Source organism: Novosphingobium sp. (assembly GCF_037133355.1).
In the GTDB taxonomy this organism is placed as follows: domain Bacteria; phylum Pseudomonadota; class Alphaproteobacteria; order Sphingomonadales; family Sphingomonadaceae; genus Novosphingobium.
Map to the genome: position 1 here is coordinate 17,257 of NZ_JBAXOI010000021.1, position 15,576 is coordinate 32,832.

Annotated in this window: 17 protein-coding genes; 9 read left to right on the forward strand and 8 right to left on the reverse strand. The window is 65.4% G+C overall.

The window, feature by feature from the left end; genetic code table 11:
• Positions 1 to 50: 50 nt before the first annotated feature.
• Together WCL10_RS17620 and WCL10_RS17625 are read right to left on the reverse strand one after the other, a co-directional pair.
• Complete coding sequence (locus tag WCL10_RS17620) at positions 51 to 1,118, reverse strand: hypothetical protein (RefSeq protein ID WP_336896955.1); 1,068 nt, start codon at positions 1,116 to 1,118, stop codon at positions 51 to 53.
• Positions 1,112 to 2,206, reverse strand: coding sequence for a phosphotransferase (locus tag WCL10_RS17625; protein WP_336896956.1), 1,095 nt, complete (start codon positions 2,204 to 2,206; stop codon positions 1,112 to 1,114). Before WCL10_RS17625 ends, WCL10_RS17620 begins: the two co-directional genes overlap by 7 nt.
• Before the next feature lie 127 nt (positions 2,207 to 2,333).
• Between WCL10_RS17625 and WCL10_RS17630 the strand changes: the two genes are divergently transcribed.
• The gene (locus tag WCL10_RS17630) at positions 2,334 to 2,798 is read left to right on the forward strand and encodes a GNAT family N-acetyltransferase (protein WP_336896957.1); all 465 of its coding nucleotides are present in this window, start codon (positions 2,334 to 2,336) and stop codon (positions 2,796 to 2,798) included.
• Positions 2,799 to 2,825: 27 nt separating this feature from the next.
• Here WCL10_RS17630 and WCL10_RS17635 read toward each other — a convergent pair whose 3' ends face one another.
• Together WCL10_RS17635 and eno are read right to left on the reverse strand one after the other, a co-directional pair.
• Positions 2,826 to 3,251, reverse strand: a complete 426-nt coding sequence (locus tag WCL10_RS17635) for a cupin domain-containing protein (RefSeq protein ID WP_336896958.1) — start codon at positions 3,249 to 3,251, stop codon at positions 2,826 to 2,828.
• Between the two features lie 41 nt (positions 3,252 to 3,292).
• The gene (gene eno, locus WCL10_RS17640) at positions 3,293 to 4,579 is read right to left on the reverse strand and encodes a phosphopyruvate hydratase (protein WP_336896959.1); all 1,287 of its coding nucleotides are present in this window, start codon (positions 4,577 to 4,579) and stop codon (positions 3,293 to 3,295) included.
• Between the two features lie 221 nt (positions 4,580 to 4,800).
• On the opposite strand from eno, the gene WCL10_RS17645 reads away from it, so the two are divergent.
• The 5 genes from WCL10_RS17645 to WCL10_RS17665 all read left to right on the forward strand — a co-directional run bounded on the left by WCL10_RS17645 (position 4,801) and on the right by WCL10_RS17665 (position 6,909).
• Positions 4,801 to 5,463, forward strand: a complete 663-nt coding sequence (locus WCL10_RS17645; protein ID WP_336896960.1) for a hypothetical protein — start codon at positions 4,801 to 4,803, stop codon at positions 5,461 to 5,463.
• A 9-nt stretch (positions 5,464 to 5,472) separates the two neighbouring features.
• On the forward strand, positions 5,473 to 5,847 hold the full coding sequence (locus tag WCL10_RS17650) for a hypothetical protein (protein ID WP_336896961.1): 375 nt from the start codon (positions 5,473 to 5,475) through the stop codon (positions 5,845 to 5,847).
• On the forward strand, positions 5,844 to 6,164 hold the full coding sequence (locus WCL10_RS17655; protein ID WP_336896962.1) for a hypothetical protein: 321 nt from the start codon (positions 5,844 to 5,846) through the stop codon (positions 6,162 to 6,164). The genes WCL10_RS17650 and WCL10_RS17655 overlap by 4 nt, the downstream gene beginning before the upstream one ends.
• The gene (locus WCL10_RS17660) at positions 6,161 to 6,589 is read left to right on the forward strand and encodes a hypothetical protein (RefSeq protein ID WP_336896963.1); all 429 of its coding nucleotides are present in this window, start codon (positions 6,161 to 6,163) and stop codon (positions 6,587 to 6,589) included. Before WCL10_RS17655 ends, WCL10_RS17660 begins: the two co-directional genes overlap by 4 nt.
• A 95-nt stretch (positions 6,590 to 6,684) precedes the next feature.
• Positions 6,685 to 6,909, forward strand: a complete 225-nt coding sequence (locus WCL10_RS17665; RefSeq protein WP_336896964.1) for a DUF4170 domain-containing protein — start codon at positions 6,685 to 6,687, stop codon at positions 6,907 to 6,909.
• 259 nt (positions 6,910 to 7,168) lie between these two features.
• Here WCL10_RS17665 and greA read toward each other — a convergent pair whose 3' ends face one another.
• The 4 genes from greA to carA form a co-directional block, all read right to left on the reverse strand.
• A complete protein-coding gene (gene greA / locus WCL10_RS17670; protein ID WP_336896965.1) occupies positions 7,169 to 7,645 on the reverse strand; it encodes a transcription elongation factor GreA in 477 nt (158 codons plus the stop codon).
• Positions 7,646 to 7,754: 109 nt separating this feature from the next.
• Complete coding sequence (gene carB, locus WCL10_RS17675) at positions 7,755 to 11,114, reverse strand: carbamoyl-phosphate synthase large subunit (RefSeq protein WP_336896966.1); 3,360 nt, start codon at positions 11,112 to 11,114, stop codon at positions 7,755 to 7,757.
• A 5-nt stretch (positions 11,115 to 11,119) separates the two neighbouring features.
• Positions 11,120 to 11,434 carry a hypothetical protein gene (locus WCL10_RS17680; protein WP_336896967.1) on the reverse strand — a complete coding sequence of 105 codons (315 nt, stop codon included), beginning with the start codon at positions 11,432 to 11,434 and terminating at the stop codon, positions 11,120 to 11,122.
• Positions 11,431 to 12,600 carry a glutamine-hydrolyzing carbamoyl-phosphate synthase small subunit gene (gene carA / locus WCL10_RS17685; protein ID WP_336896968.1) on the reverse strand — a complete coding sequence of 390 codons (1,170 nt, stop codon included), beginning with the start codon at positions 12,598 to 12,600 and terminating at the stop codon, positions 11,431 to 11,433. The genes WCL10_RS17680 and carA overlap by 4 nt, the downstream gene beginning before the upstream one ends.
• A 162-nt stretch (positions 12,601 to 12,762) precedes the next feature.
• Here carA and WCL10_RS17690 point away from each other — a divergent pair, with 162 nt between their 5' ends.
• The 3 genes from WCL10_RS17690 to dnaG all read left to right on the forward strand — a co-directional run bounded on the left by WCL10_RS17690 (position 12,763) and on the right by dnaG (position 15,565).
• A complete protein-coding gene (locus WCL10_RS17690; protein ID WP_336896969.1) occupies positions 12,763 to 13,215 on the forward strand; it encodes a GatB/YqeY domain-containing protein in 453 nt (150 codons plus the stop codon).
• Positions 13,216 to 13,282: 67 nt separating this feature from the next.
• Positions 13,283 to 13,600, forward strand: coding sequence for a GIY-YIG nuclease family protein (locus WCL10_RS17695; protein ID WP_336896970.1), 318 nt, complete (start codon positions 13,283 to 13,285; stop codon positions 13,598 to 13,600).
• Positions 13,601 to 13,690: 90 nt separating this feature from the next.
• Complete coding sequence (dnaG, locus tag WCL10_RS17700; protein ID WP_336896971.1) at positions 13,691 to 15,565, forward strand: DNA primase; 1,875 nt, start codon at positions 13,691 to 13,693, stop codon at positions 15,563 to 15,565.
• Positions 15,566 to 15,576: the final 11 nt, after the last annotated feature.

Genomic DNA, 15,576 nt, shown 5'->3' on the forward strand with positions numbered 1-15,576 from the left:
CCGAACATGCGGTTTCCGCCCAGACTGGCAGGCTTTGCGAGGGAAGGGCGCTATCCCAGCCCCAGCGGTGCGTAGGCACCGAAGATCAGCTGCTCGAACACCCCGGTGCCAACCTCGCCCGCGCTCGTCGCCACGCGGCAGACCATCTGCACGTGGAAGTTGTCCATCCGCTTCGGGTCCACCTCGGCGAGCACGATGTCCTCCCGCTCCACGGCCAGCACCCCGTGATAGAGCCCATGGCCCCAGGTCGGCGAGGTATAGCCAAGGCCGCGCATCTGGAAGCGCACCAGCGGCTCGAATGTCGCGGTCAGCACATCCTCGCCGCCGCCGACGGTCAAGGTCCCGCCGGCAGGCCACAACGTGCCCGGCTCCAGCTGGGTATCGAGCCTTGCGGACGGTGTCTCGACAAACCCGTCATGGCCCGCTCCATCGGGCGCGATCACAGCGCGGGTGTTCCATGGGGCGCCGTGGGCGTCCGCGTTGATGTGGAAGAACAGGCTGCGCGCGGGCAGATTCACCGGCGTCCACTGCCAGAAGAACTGCGGCACCACGCCGTGCCCGTGCGGCTGGGTATCGCTCGTGCCCACAGGCCGCACGCCCCAACTGCGGTCGCGCGTGCCCGCCGTCCCCGGCGTCAGAACTGTACGCACCCCGTCGATCTCGACCCAGCCGGTGTAGTGCCCGTTCTGCGTCAGCCGCGTGTAGTCCATGAAAGTGCGCGGGCCGATGCGGTGGATGAAGCGCGGCTCCTCGATCGGAAAGGCGCGCCCGGTAAAGACGATCTCGGCGCGGATCCCCTCGCCCTCCACGCTGATCGAAAGGCGCTTGAGCGGCTCCTCCACGCGGATGGCAATGGGCCCGCAAGTCAGATCCAGCCGTTCCATCGCGAGTTCGCGCGAGGCATGCAGCGAATGTTGCACTCCGTCCCGGATAAAGCAGAAATGCGCGTCCGCCACATTGAGGTGCGGATAAATGCCGAAGGCCGCCGCGAAGAAGTTGCTGCTGTCGGGCGCATAGCCGTTGAAGAAATAGCGGTCGTAGAAATTGCGGTCCGTGCCGGAATAGGCGACCGGCTCCGGGGTCTGGTGCAGCGGGAAATCGTCGCCCTTGGTCAGCATTGTCCGGTCTCCATCATGGCGTCCAAAGCGCCGATGCTATCGTGATCCAGCGCGAGTTCGGCCGCGCCGCGCGCCATCGAAAGGAAGTTGGCATCGCCCCGCTCGGTGCGCACCACGAAGGCCGCGCTGAACACGGCGGTGAAGAGGCCATGCAGCGCACCGATGCGGTAGCGCCGCATCATGACATCCTGCGCAATCGGGGCCCCATGCCGCGCCATTTCCTCGGCATAGAGCGCCAGCAGGGCCGCCTCGTTGGGCCGCCGCAAATCGCTGCCGATCCCGCAGCCCATGAAATACCCGACGTCCGTCATCCCGCAGCCGATGGCACATGTCTGCCAATCGACAATCGCAATGGGCTCCGCCCCGCTGCCCACGCCGAACAGCATGTTGTCGAGCCGGAAGTCGCCGTGGATCAGGCAGGGCTCCTCGGGCTGGCGGTTCAGCCATCGCTCCACCCGCAGATCGAGCGCATCGCACAGCGCCAGGGCATCGCTTGCCAGTTGTCCGTCATAGCGCTCGCGGAAAATCACATGGGCCTGATGATAAAGCCGCCCGATCTCGCCCAGCAGGCCCTCACGCCCGTGCAGCCAGTTTGCCCCGAGCACCGCCGGGTGCGCTTTGGTCGCACCGTGGAGCGCGGCCGCCTGCCGCACCGCCGCTTCGGAATCGGCGAGGCCGCAGCCTTCGAGCTGATTACCCCCACGCTCCGGTGCAAGGTCTTCGAACAGCAGCACAAAATCGGTGCCATCCGCGTTGATTTCCGCCGCATAGACGCGCGGCGTGCGAACCTCGATCAGCCCCGCCAGGTCACGATAGAAACCCACTTCCTTGACATAGAGCTGCATCGAAGCCGCCGTGCCCCGGCTGGTCGGATCGGCCGAGGCGAACTTGCCCGCGAGCGTCGCGGGCGCCGCCGTCGGGCGGTCATAGCGCAGCGCAAAGCGTGCGGTATCGCCCACTTGGCCCGTGCCGATGGAAGCCCATGTAAAATCGGCGATGCGCGCCTGGCCGAGCAACCCCGCCTTGCCGAGCTGCAATTCAAGCCACGCCGAGTCCACCTCGCCTGGCGCGGTTGGAAATTCTGCCATCGGTTCTCTCTCCTGACCCCAAGCTGGCAGGCCGGAGCGCACTTGGGAAGAGGCTTTAAGCGCTCGATTAAAGTGATCCGGCAAAATTCGTGGCCTATCGGCACCGCGCGCTGCTAGAAGTAAATCCATGCTGACCATCGCCCCTATGACACCCGAGCAAGCCCACGAATTCGCCGCGATCTGGATCCCCTGGCTCGAGGGCATGGGCCGGGTGGTCGAGGCCGAGGACGCCGCGATCATGGCCGATCCCGCCACCTACTACGGCGCCAGCGGCGGCGAGGCCTTCCTTGCCCGGATCGGCGAGGAAACGGTCGGCGCGGTCGCCGTGAAGGGTCTTGGCGATAGCGGCTTCGAGTTCTGCAAGCTGGTCGTCACCGAAGCAGCGCGCGGGCATGGCGCCGGGCGCGCACTCGTGCAGAAGTGCCTCGATTTCGCTGCCGAGCAGGGCGGCCCCGCGCTCTATCTGCAATCGTTCAAGGCGCTCGATGTCGCCCTCGGGCTCTACGAACGCATGGGCTTTACCGATGCACCAGCGCCGCCAGGGATGAACGTCCTCGCCCGCACGCAGGTGATCATGGCAAAGGCAGTCTAAACCCCACCGCAAAGCGCGGCGAAAGCGTCACTCGGCAGGAACGACCGGCGGCGCGCCCTTGTCCTTGACAAAATAGGCCAGAAACTTGGCCGGCTTGGTCTTGCTGGCATTGCGGCCGACGACATGAATGTCGCTGGGCTTTTCCATGAAAGTCTGGCCGGCCTTCAGGGTCACTTCCGGGCCGCCCCGCACCTGCATCACGACCGAACCTTCGAGCACGTAGACATAAACGAGCGCATTGTGGCGGTGGATAGGGTCCGCCGCGCCTGGCGCGTATGTCACCAGCAGCAGCGCCGCTTCCTTGTCACCGCCGCCCTCGATAGCGTTCTGCAGGAGCGGAGTGACCGCAGCGCGCGCGGGTGTACCTGCAGGTCCTGCAGCATGATCCGGATGGGCCTGACCCGTTGTCGGCATCGCCAGCAGCGCTGCGGCGATCATCAACCTTCGTCTCATCGACCAGGCCCTTCCGGATGAACCGCCGCGATCGGGCGGTCTTATCCGGCGAGCCTACCAAACGCAGCCTTGCCCGCATAGCGCGCCGACTGGCCCAGCTCTTCCTCGATGCGGATCAGCTGGTTGTACTTGGCCAGCCGGTCCGACCGCGCGAGCGAGCCCGTCTTGATCTGGCCGCAGTTGGTCGCAACCGCGAGGTCGGCGATGGTCGCGTCCTCGGTCTCGCCCGAACGGTGCGACATGACTGCGGTATAGCCATTGCGCTGTGCAATACTCACCGCTTCAAGCGTCTCGGTCAGCGTGCCGATCTGGTTGACCTTCACGAGCAGCGAATTGGCAAGGCCCATGCCGATGCCCATCGTCAGGCGCTTGGGGTTGGTGACGAAAAGGTCGTCGCCCACCAGCTGCACCTTCTTGCCGATCTTGGCGGTGAGCGCGGCCCAGCCTTCGAAATCGTCCTCGCTCATGCCGTCCTCGATCGAGCGTATCGGGTAGGCGTCGGTCAGCGCGGCGAGGTAATCCGCCATCGCCTCGGGCGAGAGCGAGAGCCCCTCGCCGCTGATCTCGTACTTGCCGTTCTTGAAGAATTCGGTCGCCGCGCAATCGAGCGCGAGCACGATATCCTCACCCGGCTTGAACCCGGCCTGTTCGATCGAGGCCATGACGAAATCGAGCGCATCGCGCGTGCTGGCGATGTTGGGCGCAAAGCCGCCTTCGTCGCCCACACCGGTGGCGAGGCCCTTCTGGTGCAGCGCCTTCTTGAGGGTGTGGAACACTTCCGAACCCCAACGCACCGCCTCTGCAAGCGTCGGCGCGCCGACCGGCATGATCATGAATTCCTGGAAGTCGATCGGGTTGTCGGCATGTTCGCCGCCGTTGATGATGTTCATCATCGGCACCGGCAGCAGATGCGCCGAAACCCCGCCGACGTAGCTGTAGAGCGGCAGCCCGCGCGCATCCGCCGCAGCCTTGGCCACCGCGAGGCTGGTGCCGAGGATCGCGTTGGCGCCAAGGCGGCTCTTGTTCTCGGTGCCGTCGAGCGTAATCATCGCCATGTCGATGTCGCGCTGGTCCTCGGCGTCCATATCGACAAGCGCACCGGCGATCTCGCCATTCACCGCGCCCACAGCCTGCAGCACGCCCTTGCCCTTGTAGCGCGCGGGATCGCCATCGCGCAGCTCGACCGCCTCGTGCGCGCCGGTCGAAGCGCCCGAAGGCACCGCCGCTCGGCCGAACGAGCCGTCTTCAAGCAGGACATCGACTTCCACGGTCGGGTTGCCCCGGCTGTCGAGGATTTCGCGGGCGTGAATGTCGATGATCGCGGTCATGGCGGTTTCCCTATGCTTTGGATCTGTCTGGCAGGCTGGACCCCCATGTCCCGCCCGCTTCCCTCGCGCCCCTATCGGCGGTTGGCCGCCGGAGCAAGCCGGAACGCCCCGGGCGCCCCGCGGATAGGGGCAAAACCGCCCGCCATCTCCTTTCGCACTTGCGGCAATTGGAGTAGTAGGACCCCAACGTGCAGAATCGCTGCAGCAAAGGATCCGCAACCATGGCCGAAACCCCCGAAGACGCCGCTCCCAAGCCCGCGAAGACCCGCAAGAAGGCCGCGCTCAAGGTCGTCGAGACTGTCGCTGCCGAAGCCGCGCCCGCCCTCGAAGGTGTGCCCGCCGAGGTCGCCCAGATCGAGGACGCTGCTGCCAAAACCGCCGGAGCCGTCACCAGCCGCTTTGGCAAGGCGATCGAGGATGCCAAGGTCAGCGCCGCCAATCTCACCGGCGAAGCACGCGAGCGGACTGCTGCGCTCACAGAGACCGTAACCTCCACGGCCAGCGAAATCGGCGAGAAAGCCGGCGTCTATGCCGAGCAGGCCAAGGTCGTTGCACTTGATCTCGCACGTCAGGGCAAGGACAAGGCGACCGCCGCGCTCTCTACCATCGGCGAGACCATCGAGAGCAACGCCGGCGTGATCGACGAGAAGCTTGGGGTGCAATACGGCGACTATGCCCGCGGCGCCGCACACACCTTGCAATCGACCGCCGCGACGCTCGAAGCCAAGGACATCCCCGAAATCGGCGAGGAAATCGTCGGTTTCGTGCGCAAGAGCCCGGTCAAGGCGCTTGGCATCGCCGCCGTCACCGGCTTCGTGCTCTCGCGCTTCCTGCGCCGCAAGCCTGCGGCGGCCGAGCCCGCATCCGAAACCTCGGAAGCCTGATCGCCGCGCGTGACCGATCCCGATTCCCGTCCGGCTGACGACAGCCTGCTCGGCAATGCCCGCGCCTTGTTTGAAAACGGGCAGGCACTGTTCGAGGCCGAGCTGGCTTTCCAGAAGGCGCGCGCCGGCTTCGTGTTTGGCCGCGCCAAGGGCATCCTCGCACTCGCTGCACTGGCGCTGGCGCTCCTGTTCTTCGCACTCATGGCGCTGGTCGTAGGCCTGCTGCTTGCACTCGCGCCCCTGATCGGGCCGTGGGGCGCGCTGGCGGTCGTCGTGCTCGGCCTGTTGGCGCTAACCGGCCTGTGCATACTCGGCGCCATCCACCGCGTGCGCACAGTGGTCCGCGTGCTCAAGGGCCCGGCCCGGAAGGACGAGACGACATGAGCGGCGAACCCTTCGAGCTGGTCCGCGCGCGGCGCGACGCGGCATGGACCCGCGTTCGCGGCAATCTGGCCGTGCTGCGCGGCAGCGTGGCCGAACGGCCGATCACCGCGCGCGTAAAAGATGAGGCCAAGTCGCGCGCGCTTGGCGTGCTGGGCGAAGCCAAGGCCGTAGCGCTGGGCAACATCCCGGTGATCGCGGGCACCGCCGCGCTGCTTGCCGGATGGTTTTTCCGCCGTCCCCTGATGCGCCTGATCAAGAACCGCTTCGCCGCCACAAGCGACAACGACGCCGCGCAAGCCGACGAGGATGTGACATGACCGAGAGCGAAACCCCCGAAACCGCCCCGACTTCCGAACCGGCGACCGATCCGCTCGGCAAGGTCAAGGGCTTCGTCGAGGAACACCCCGTCGCCATGGTCGCGGGCGGCATCCTGCTCGGCGCGCTTGTTGCTGGGGCGCTCGCACGTCCCCGTTCGGCGAGCGGAGGGCCCAAGCCTTCGGCCAAGAGCTCGCTCTCACGCACCTCGCTGCCCCGGCGCGCGCTCGAAGTGGCATCGCTGGGCCTCGAACTCGCTGCAGCTTATGCCGCCGGCGCCGCCGGAGAAAAGGCCGCCGCCGCCTCTGCCGATCCGGAAGAACCTGCAAAGCCTGAGAGCTCGCGCCTGCCCTCGCTTGCCGGCAAGGCCCTGCGCACGCTGGGCCCGCTGATCACCCGCCGTCTGCCGGGCAAGAGGGGCGAGTAAACAGCCCTCTCCGCATTCGGCGGGGCTTGCGCGCCCCTCACCATTTTGCCAGTGGCAGGTCTCGCCTCCTCCCCAAGAAAGCGGACCAACCAACCATGCAGAAGCTGCACCTCGTCATGGGCGGGCGGGTCAAGGACCCGCAGCACCTTGAATTCGTCGATCTCAATGCCATCGACCTCGTCGGGGTCTATCCCGACTATGCCAGCGCCGAGGATGCCTGGCGCGGCCGCGCCCAGCGCACCGTGGACGATGCCGAGATGCGTTATGTGGTGGTCCACCTCCACCGCTTGCTGGAACCGGACCTGCACAAGCCGGAGTGAGCGCCAGCTCCCAAATGACTTACCTCGTCATTGCGAGCGAAGCGAAGCAATCCAGAGCGCAGTGCATACCGCCCTGGATTGCTTCGCTGCGCTCGCAATGACGAAGCAACTGGGAATAGGCCCCTGCTAATGTGTCAGCCCCTCCCCCTCGTCATTGCGAAGAGGCAAAGCCGACGAAGCAATCCAGGGCAGCAAGCGCAATCACCCTCCTGCCCTGCCGAACTCGCGGGCAGCCAACGCAGTCGCGAGGCCCAAGCCTTCAGATAAACTCGATCTTCTCGACCACATAGAAGCGGTCACCCGAAGGCACCGTCACTTCGATCTCGTCGTCCACGCGGCGCCCGATCAGCGCGCGGCCGAGCGGGGAGTTGTAGCTGATTCGCCCGATCTTGGCGTCCGCCTCAGCCTGGCCCACGATCTGGTAACGCACCGGCTTGTCGGCATCGTCGAGCAGCGTAACTGTTGCGCCGAACACGATGCGATCGCCCGAAAGTGTCGTCGGATCGATGATCTGCGCGCGGCTGAGCTTGTCTTCCAGATCGCCAATAGAGGCCTCGACCTGACCCTGCCGCTCCTTGGCGGCGTGATACTCGGCATTTTCAGAGAGATCGCCGTGCGCGCGGGCTTCCTCGATCGCATCGATGATCAGGGGGCGTTCCTCGCGCAGCGCCTTCAGCTCCGCCGTCAGCTTTTCGTAGCCTTCAGCCAGCATCGGCAGCTTCTCAACACTTGCCATCCCTAATCCCTTACCCTTTCAGTCCCTTGTCACGCCGGACAAGAGGAAAACAGTCCCACCCCAGTCGGCACGATGCCGAACCGGGCCCCAATCGCCGCAATGATGGGGATCACATGGAGGGCTGATAATAATCCTGCAATGAGCGTACCGCAAGTTCGGCGCTGCGCAGAGCCTCGATTGCACCTGCGGCCGCGACAGATGCCGCCGCAGTGGTGAAATAGGGGACCTTGCCGTAGAGCGCGGAACCGCGGATCGATTGCGAATCCTTGTGGCTCTGCCAGCCTTCTGTGGTGTTGAAGATCAGCGCGATCTCGCCGTCGATGATCCGGTCGACGATATGCGGACGGCCTTCCGCCACTTTGTTGACCCGCTCGACTTTCACCCCCGCCGCGGTCAGGAACGTCGCCGTCCCGCCCGTCGCCACGATGCGGAAGCCCAGTGCATCGAGCTTCTGAACCGCTGGCAGGATCACCGGCTTGTCGCTGTCCTTGACCGAAACGAACACTGTGCCGCCCTCGGGCAGCACCATGCCAGCCCCCAGCTGCGCCTTCGCAAAAGCGACCGGGAAGCCGCTGTCGATACCCATGACTTCGCCCGTCGATTTCATTTCGGGCGATAGCACCGGATCGACGCCGGGGAAGCGCGCGAAGGGGAACACTGCCTCCTTTACCGCCATGTAGCCGATGTCGCGCTTGATCGGCGGCAGGTTCTTGAGCTTTTCGCCCGCCATGATCCGCGCGGCATACTTGGCAATCGGCTGGCCGATGGCCTTGGCGACGAAGGGCACCGTGCGGCTGGCCCGCGGGTTCACCTCGATGAGATAGACGAGCCCGTCCTTCACCGCGAACTGGATGTTCATGAGGCCGCGCACGCCAAGCGCCTTGGCCAGCAGCACCGCCTGCCGCTCCATCTCGGCGATGATCTCGGCCGGCAGGCTATAGGGCGGCAGCGTGCAGGCGCTGTCGCCCGAATGGATGCCCGCTTCCTCGATATGCTGCATCACGCCCGCGACGACGACATCGTCGCCATCCGCCAGCGCATCGACATCGCACTCGATCGCATCGCGCAAATACTGGTCGATCAGCACGGGGCTGTCGCCCGAGACCTTCACGGCGGTCGCGATATAGTCATCGAGCTGCGCCTGGCTGTCGACGATCTCCATCGCGCGGCCGCCGAGCACATAGCTCGGGCGGATCAGCACCGGGTAGCCGATGCGTGTCGCCACCGCGACCGCCTCGTCACGGCTGCGCGCCATGCCGCCCAGCGGCTGCCGCAGGCCGAGCTTCTCGACCAGATGGTTGAACCGCTCGCGGTCCTCGGCGAGATCGATCGCATCGGGCGATGTGCCCAGGATCGGAATACCCGCATCCTCCAGCGCCTGCGCGAGCTTCAAGGGCGTCTGCCCGCCAAACTGTACGATCACGCCGACCAGTGTGCCGTTCGCCTTCTCGGCCTCCAGCACTTCGAGCACGTCTTCGGCGGTCAGCGGTTCGAAATAGAGCCGGTCCGAGGTGTCGTAGTCGGTCGAGACGGTCTCGGGGTTGCAGTTGATCATGATCGTCTCGAAGCCCGCGCCGGCCTCGCCGCTCGCCGGGTCCGTCTCGCCCAGCGCAAAGCAGGCGTGGCAGCAGCAGTAGTCGAACTCGATGCCCTGCCCGATGCGATTGGGCCCGCCGCCCAGAATCACGATCTTCTTCTTGTCGGTCGGCGCCGATTCGCATTCGGGCGCGCCGAACAGGCCGCTTTCATAGGTCGAGTACATATAGGGCGTCACCGCCTCGAACTCGGCCGCGCAGCTGTCAATGCGCTTGAACACCGGGCGCACGCCCAGCCTGTGGCGCAGCGCGCGGACTTCTTCCTCACTCGTCGCGCCCGCCATGGCGTTGAGCACATCATGGATCAGGCCCGAGCGGCGCGCCTGCGTTTCACCCATGCCGCCGGCCACGCCGACCGAACGCACCGCGAGGGTCGCCAGCCGCTTGTCCGAAAAGCCCATGGACTTGAGGCGCCTGAGGCCCGCCGCGTCGATCGGCAGCCCTTCGGCGCTGATGCGCTTTTCCTCGGCGATGATCGCCTCGATCTGGCGCAGGAACCACGGCTCGTACTTGGTGACGGCGTGGATCTCTTCCACGCTCAGCCCCTCGCGGAAGGCCTGCCCGATGACGAGCAGCTGCTCCGGCGTCGCCCGGCTCAGCGCCGCGACAATCTGGTCCCGCGTCGCGCCTTCGAGTTCCACCACGCGGTTGAACCCGTCGAGCCCGGTTTCCAGCCCACGCAGCGCCTTCTGCACTGATTCCTGGAAATTGCGGCCAATCGCCATGACTTCGCCGACCGACTTCATCGCCGTACCCAGCAGCGGCACCGCGCCCTTGAACTTCTCGAAAGCAAAGCGCGGGATCTTGGTGACGACATAATCGAGCGTCGGCTCGAACGCGGCCGGGGTCGCCCCGGTGATGTCGTTCATGATCTCGTCGAGCGTGTAGCCCACCGCAAGCTTCGCCGCGACCTTGGCGATCGGGAAGCCGGTCGCCTTCGACGCCAGCGCCGAGGAGCGCGAGACGCGCGGGTTCATCTCGATCACGATCAGCCGCCCGTCCTTCGGGTTGACCGCGAACTGCACGTTGGAACCGCCTGTTTCGACACCGATTTCCCGCAAGACCGCGATCGATGCATTGCGCATGATCTGGTATTCCTTGTCGGTCAGCGTCAGCGCCGGGGCGACGGTGATGGAATCGCCGGTGTGCACGCCCATCGGATCGACGTTCTCGATCGAGCAGATGATGATGGCGTTGTCGTGCTTGTCGCGCACGACTTCCATCTCGTACTCTTTCCAGCCGAGCAGCGATTCCTCGATCAACACTTCGGTGGTCGGCGAAGCTTCGAGCCCCCCGCGCACGATCTTGACGAACTCGTCCTTGTTGTAGGCAATCCCGCCGCCGGTGCCGCCCATCGTGAAGCTCGGCCGGATGATCGAGGGCAGCCCGGTGCGCTCCAGCACGGCGAGTGCTTCCTCGACCGTATGCGCGATGCCGGAACGGGCGGATTCGAGCCCGATCTTGTCCATCGCATCGCGGAACTTCATGCGGTCCTCGGCCTTGTCGATGGCCTCGGCATCCGCGCCGATCATGATGCAGCCGTACTTTTCCAGCGTGCCGTCGTTCGCGAGCGCCAGCGCCGTGTTCAGCGCAGTCTGCCCGCCCATCGTCGGCAGCACCGCATCGGGGCGCTCCTTGGCGATGATCTTCGCCACGATCTCGGGCGTGATCGGCTCGACATAGGTCGCGTGCGCCATGTCCGGATCGGTCATGATCGTGGCGGGGTTCGAGTTGACGAGGACCACTCGGTAGCCCTCTTCCTTGAGCGCCTTGACCGCCTGCGTGCCCGAATAATCGAACTCGCAAGCCTGGCCGATGACGATCGGCCCGGCGCCGATGATCAGGATCGAGGAGATGTCAGTGCGTTTGGGCATTTTTTCTAACCATTTGGAGCCGAAAAGGCGATCATTATCGAATGATCAGCGGGAAGCGCGACGATATCGACGCAATGCTTTTTCGTGGTGTTGGCAAAGTCCGCAGACGTCGTTGTAAAGCCAAACTCCCACTGCGAAAGCTCCTCGATCCGTACCCACTTCGGGTTTTGCATGTTCATGCCGCAGGCTCGCACCTGCTGTTCAATGCGACGTTTCAGTTCAGGCGTAAATTCAACTTCATCGCCGTCCAGTGGGCCGGGACCGGAACAACCACAAATCAGGCAGCACATCGCTATCGAGATGGCCCACCCGATGTTCACCCCAGCATCCCCACAAACTTCTCGAAAAGATAGAAGCTGTCCTGCGGCCCCGGGCTCGCCTCGGGGTGATACTGCACGCCAAACGCGCGTTTGCCGACAACCGAAATCCCGCAGTTCGAACCATCGAACAGCGAGACATGCGTCTCCTCCACGCCCTCCGGCAGCGCCGAATTGTCGACCGCGAAGCCGTGGTTCATCGAGGTAATCTCGACCACGCCGTCGGCATGGCGCTTCACCGGGTGGTTCGCGCCGCGGTGGCCCTGGTGCATCTTGATCGTCTTCGCGCCCGCCGCGAGCGCGAGCATCTGGTGGCCGAGGCAGATGCCGAACACCGGAATGTCGCGCTCCAGGAGGCCCTGGATCATCGGCACGGCATAGACGCCCGTCGCAGCCGGATCGCCCGGCCCGTTCGAGAGGAACACGCCCGCCGGCGAGAGCGCCAGCACGGTCTCGAGCGAAGTCTCGGCGGGAACCACCGTCACTTGCGCCCCGGCTTTCACCAGATTGCGGAAGATATTGTCCTTGGCACCGTAATCGACGGCCACCACATGCGGCCGGGGATCGTGGGGCGAGCGGGCATAACCCTGCCCCAGCCGCCAGATGCCACCTTCCCACTCGGCCTGCTCGTCACGGCTCACCACGCGGGCAAGGTCCATGCCTTCGAGGCCCGGCCAGCCGCGCGCTTCGGCGATCAGCGCCGGAATGTCGAAATCGCCATCAGGATCATGCGCAATCACCGCGTTGGGTGCGCCCAGCATCCGGATGCGCCGCGTGAGCGCGCGGGTGTCGACCCCGGCAAGGCCGATTTTGCCCCGCGCCGCGAGCCAGGCCTGCAGCGGCTCCACGCTGCGGAAATTGGCGGGATCAGTCACATCCTCGCGCACCACGCAGCCCACTGCGCCCGGCACGTCATGGCTTTCCATGTCTTCAGGATTGGTGCCGACATTGCCGATATGCGGGAACGTGAAGGTCACCACCTGCCCGGCATAGGAGGGGTCAGTCAGCACTTCCTGATAGCCGGACATCGCGGTGTTGAAGCACACTTCGCCCACCGCCGTGCCCGCCGCGCCAAAGCCGCGACCCCAGGCCACCGAACCATCGGCCAGCACGAGACAGCCGGTCGCGCCGGCTGGCTTGGGCGCGTGCGAGTGGGCGGGGTCGGCCATGATATGGGGCGCTCCGTTGGCATGGGTCTGGCGATGTCGCTAAGGCTCGGTCGCTAGGCCCCTCGCCCCTTGCCGTCAACCTAGCGGTGGCAGAAAGTTTCGCCTAAGTGACAGGGTCTCGCGCCGTTGACAGGCGCTCCATCCACAGGAATTCGCACCCTCATGATCCGCGATACGATCAAGGCCGCGCAGATCGCGGCGATGAAATCGGGCGACAAGCCCCGCCTCGCAGCCGTACGGCTGATTCTCGCCAAGTTGAAAGACAAGGACATCGAACTGCGCACCGGCTCATCGGTGCCGGACGACGACGTGCTCGTGGTCGATGTCCTCCAGAAAATGGCCAAGCAGCGCCGCGAATCGATCACGCTCTATCTGGAGGGCGGCCGCCAGGAACTCGCCGATATCGAGCATGCCGAACTTGCCGTGATCGAGGAATTCCTGCCCCAGCAGCTCGGCGAGGACGAAGTGAAGGCCGCGATCGAGGCGATCAAGGCCGAACTGGGCGCGACCAGCATGAAGGACATGGGGCGCGTCGTTGCCGAACTGAAGGCCCGCCACGGCAGCCAGCTCGACATGGGCAAGGCAAGCGGGCTGGTGAAGGCGGCGCTGGCTTAACACAAACCGAACGCAATTCCGTTCGTGTCGAGCGAAGTCGAGACACGGTGCGTTAAGGAGCCGACCGATGGCTTTCTGGACCTACATCCTCAAATGTGCGGACGGAAAATACTACACCGGGCATACGGACGATCTGGAACGCCGATACGCCGAGCACCTGCACGGCGGATACTGCGCCTTCACCTCGAAACGAAGGCCGGTCGAACTGGTGTGGTGTTCCGAGTTTCCCACGCGCTACGAAGCACTGGATTGCGAGATCAAGGTTGGCAAATGGTCACGTGCCAAGAAGGAGGCCTTGATGTCGGGCGATTGGCCAAAACTCTCGTGGTACGCCCGCCCGCCACGCGAGCGTGTCTCGACTTCGCTCGACACGAACGGAGTTTGAGTATGAGCACGCCAGACATGAAAGGGCATCTCCACTCCCCGTTCGTGTCGAGCGAAGTCGAGACACCGTACCGATGCCCATAAAGTCGCCATGTCCCTGACCCCCCAATGGCTTGATGAACTGCGTGCCCGCATCTCGCTGTCCGGGCTGATCGGGCGCAGCGTGCGTGTCCAGAAGGCGGGGCGCGAGTTCAAGGCCTGCTGCCCGTTCCACAACGAGAAGACGCCCAGCTTCACGATCAACGACGAGAAAGGCTTCTATCACTGCTTCGGCTGCGGTGCCCACGGCGATGCCATCCGCTGGATGACCGACCATCAGGGCCTGCCGTTCCTCGATGCGGTCAAGGAACTCGCCGCGCTCGCGGGAATGGAAGTTCCCGCCCCCGATCCGCGTGCGGCCAAACGCGCCGAGGAAGCGAAGTCGCTGCATGACGTTATGGCGGCAGCGCAGGCCTTTTTCGTGCAAAGCCTCGCCGAAGAACAAGGGGCTGCCGCCCGCAGCTACCTCGCCTCGCGCGGCTTTCCTGCCCACACCGTCAAGGACTTCGGTTTCGGCTACGCCCCCGACAGCCGCACCGCGCTGAAAGAGGCGCTCAGCCAATTCCCCGAAGCCATGCTGATCGAGGCAGGCCTCAGGATCGTCGTCGAAGGCCGCGATCCCTATGACCGGTTCCGCGGCCGCCTCATGCTCCCCATATGCGATCCGCGCGGCCGCGTGATCGCGTTCGGCGGGCGCATTCTCGACAAGACGAAAACAGACGCGCCCAAGTATCTGAATTCACCGGACACCCCGCTCTTCGACAAGGGCCGCACGGTCTATAACCTGCACCGCGCCTCCCCCGCATCGCGCCAATCGGGCCGGGTGGTGGTGGTCGAAGGCTATATGGACGTCGTCGCGCTGGCGGCGGCGGGCATCGGCGAGGCCGTTGCCCCGCTCGGCACCGCGCTGACCGAAGAGCAGATCGAGCGGCTCTGGCGCCTGACCGAGACGCCGACCCTATGTTTCGATGGCGATGCTGCCGGCCAGCGCGCCGCCGCGCGCGCCATTGTCCGCGCGCTGCCACTGCTGCGCCCGGGCCATTCGCTGAGGATTGCCGTCCTCCCTGCCGGGCTCGATCCCGACGATCTCATCAAGCAGCAAGGCCTCGCCGCGATGGAAGCCGTGCTCGGCGCCGCGCGGCCCATGGTCGAGGTGCTGTGGGACATCGAGCAGAAGGCCGCTCCGTTCGCCACGCCGGAAGATAAGGCCGGGCTCAAGGCCCGCCTTATGACCCACGTCGAAACCATCGGCGACAATGACATCAAGGCGCTCTATCGCCGCGAACTGCTCGACCGGTTCGGCGCGCTCGCCTATCCGCAGCGCGAACGGCCAGCCTTTCAGCCATCGCCGCGCGGCAACCAAGCCGGACGCAAGGGCCCCTGGCAGCCCGCACCGCCCCCGCTGTCCGCCGCGACGACCGCAAGAATGCAGGCCGTGGGCGAAGGCCGCCCTCTGCTCGCCGCCGTCCTCGCCGGGCTTATTGCCCAGCCGCAACAGATCGCGCGCCATGCCGAAACGCTCGCCCGGCTGGGCGTGACGGACCCCGCGCTCGCCGCGCTGCTCGATGGCCTCATCGATGTGGTGGAGAGCGGGGCTCACAATGCCACTCAGCCGCTTGAAAGCAGCGACGTTCTTACCATATTGGCAAGACGGGGCCTCCGGGCGCCGACGGCGGATGATTATGCCGGAATGCGATTCGGTTTTCTGGACAGCAAGGCACCGGATGCGGCGGGGGAACTCGCCGAAGCGGTCGATCTGCTGGTCGGACTGCCGGCCGTCGAAGCCGCGCTGGCCGAAGCCACGCGGCGTCACGAGGCGGAGTTTTCCGACGAAACCTTTGCCGAACAGCAACGATTGCTGCAACGAAGGCTGGCCTTGCTGGCCCGGTTGGGGCAAATGGGCCGCACCCGCGCCGGGCTCGGTTAACCTTGGCGCGC

What these genes read in the sequence shown, in the direction of transcription:
- WCL10_RS17630 (WP_336896957.1), top strand. Translation starts at nt 2,334, where the DNA reads ATGCTGACCATCGCCCCTATGACACCCGAGCAAGCCCACGAATTCGCC.
- WCL10_RS17655 (WP_336896962.1), top strand. Translation starts at nt 5,844, where the DNA reads ATGAGCGGCGAACCCTTCGAGCTGGTCCGCGCGCGGCGCGACGCGGCA.
- WCL10_RS17695 (WP_336896970.1), top strand. Translation starts at nt 13,283, where the DNA reads ATGGCTTTCTGGACCTACATCCTCAAATGTGCGGACGGAAAATACTAC.
- dnaG (WP_336896971.1), top strand. Translation starts at nt 13,691, where the DNA reads ATGTCCCTGACCCCCCAATGGCTTGATGAACTGCGTGCCCGCATCTCG.
- WCL10_RS17635 (WP_336896958.1), bottom strand. Translation starts at nt 3,251, where the DNA reads ATGAGACGAAGGTTGATGATCGCCGCAGCGCTGCTGGCGATGCCGACA.
- WCL10_RS17665 (WP_336896964.1), top strand. Translation starts at nt 6,685, where the DNA reads ATGCAGAAGCTGCACCTCGTCATGGGCGGGCGGGTCAAGGACCCGCAG.
- WCL10_RS17625 (WP_336896956.1), bottom strand. Translation starts at nt 2,206, where the DNA reads ATGGCAGAATTTCCAACCGCGCCAGGCGAGGTGGACTCGGCGTGGCTT.
- WCL10_RS17645 (WP_336896960.1), top strand. Translation starts at nt 4,801, where the DNA reads ATGGCCGAAACCCCCGAAGACGCCGCTCCCAAGCCCGCGAAGACCCGC.
- carB (WP_336896966.1), bottom strand. Translation starts at nt 11,114, where the DNA reads ATGCCCAAACGCACTGACATCTCCTCGATCCTGATCATCGGCGCCGGG.
- WCL10_RS17690 (WP_336896969.1), top strand. Translation starts at nt 12,763, where the DNA reads ATGATCCGCGATACGATCAAGGCCGCGCAGATCGCGGCGATGAAATCG.
- greA (WP_336896965.1), bottom strand. Translation starts at nt 7,645, where the DNA reads ATGGCAAGTGTTGAGAAGCTGCCGATGCTGGCTGAAGGCTACGAAAAG.
- carA (WP_336896968.1), bottom strand. Translation starts at nt 12,600, where the DNA reads ATGGCCGACCCCGCCCACTCGCACGCGCCCAAGCCAGCCGGCGCGACC.
- eno (WP_336896959.1), bottom strand. Translation starts at nt 4,579, where the DNA reads ATGACCGCGATCATCGACATTCACGCCCGCGAAATCCTCGACAGCCGG.
- WCL10_RS17620 (WP_336896955.1), bottom strand. Translation starts at nt 1,118, where the DNA reads ATGCTGACCAAGGGCGACGATTTCCCGCTGCACCAGACCCCGGAGCCG.
- WCL10_RS17660 (WP_336896963.1), top strand. Translation starts at nt 6,161, where the DNA reads ATGACCGAGAGCGAAACCCCCGAAACCGCCCCGACTTCCGAACCGGCG.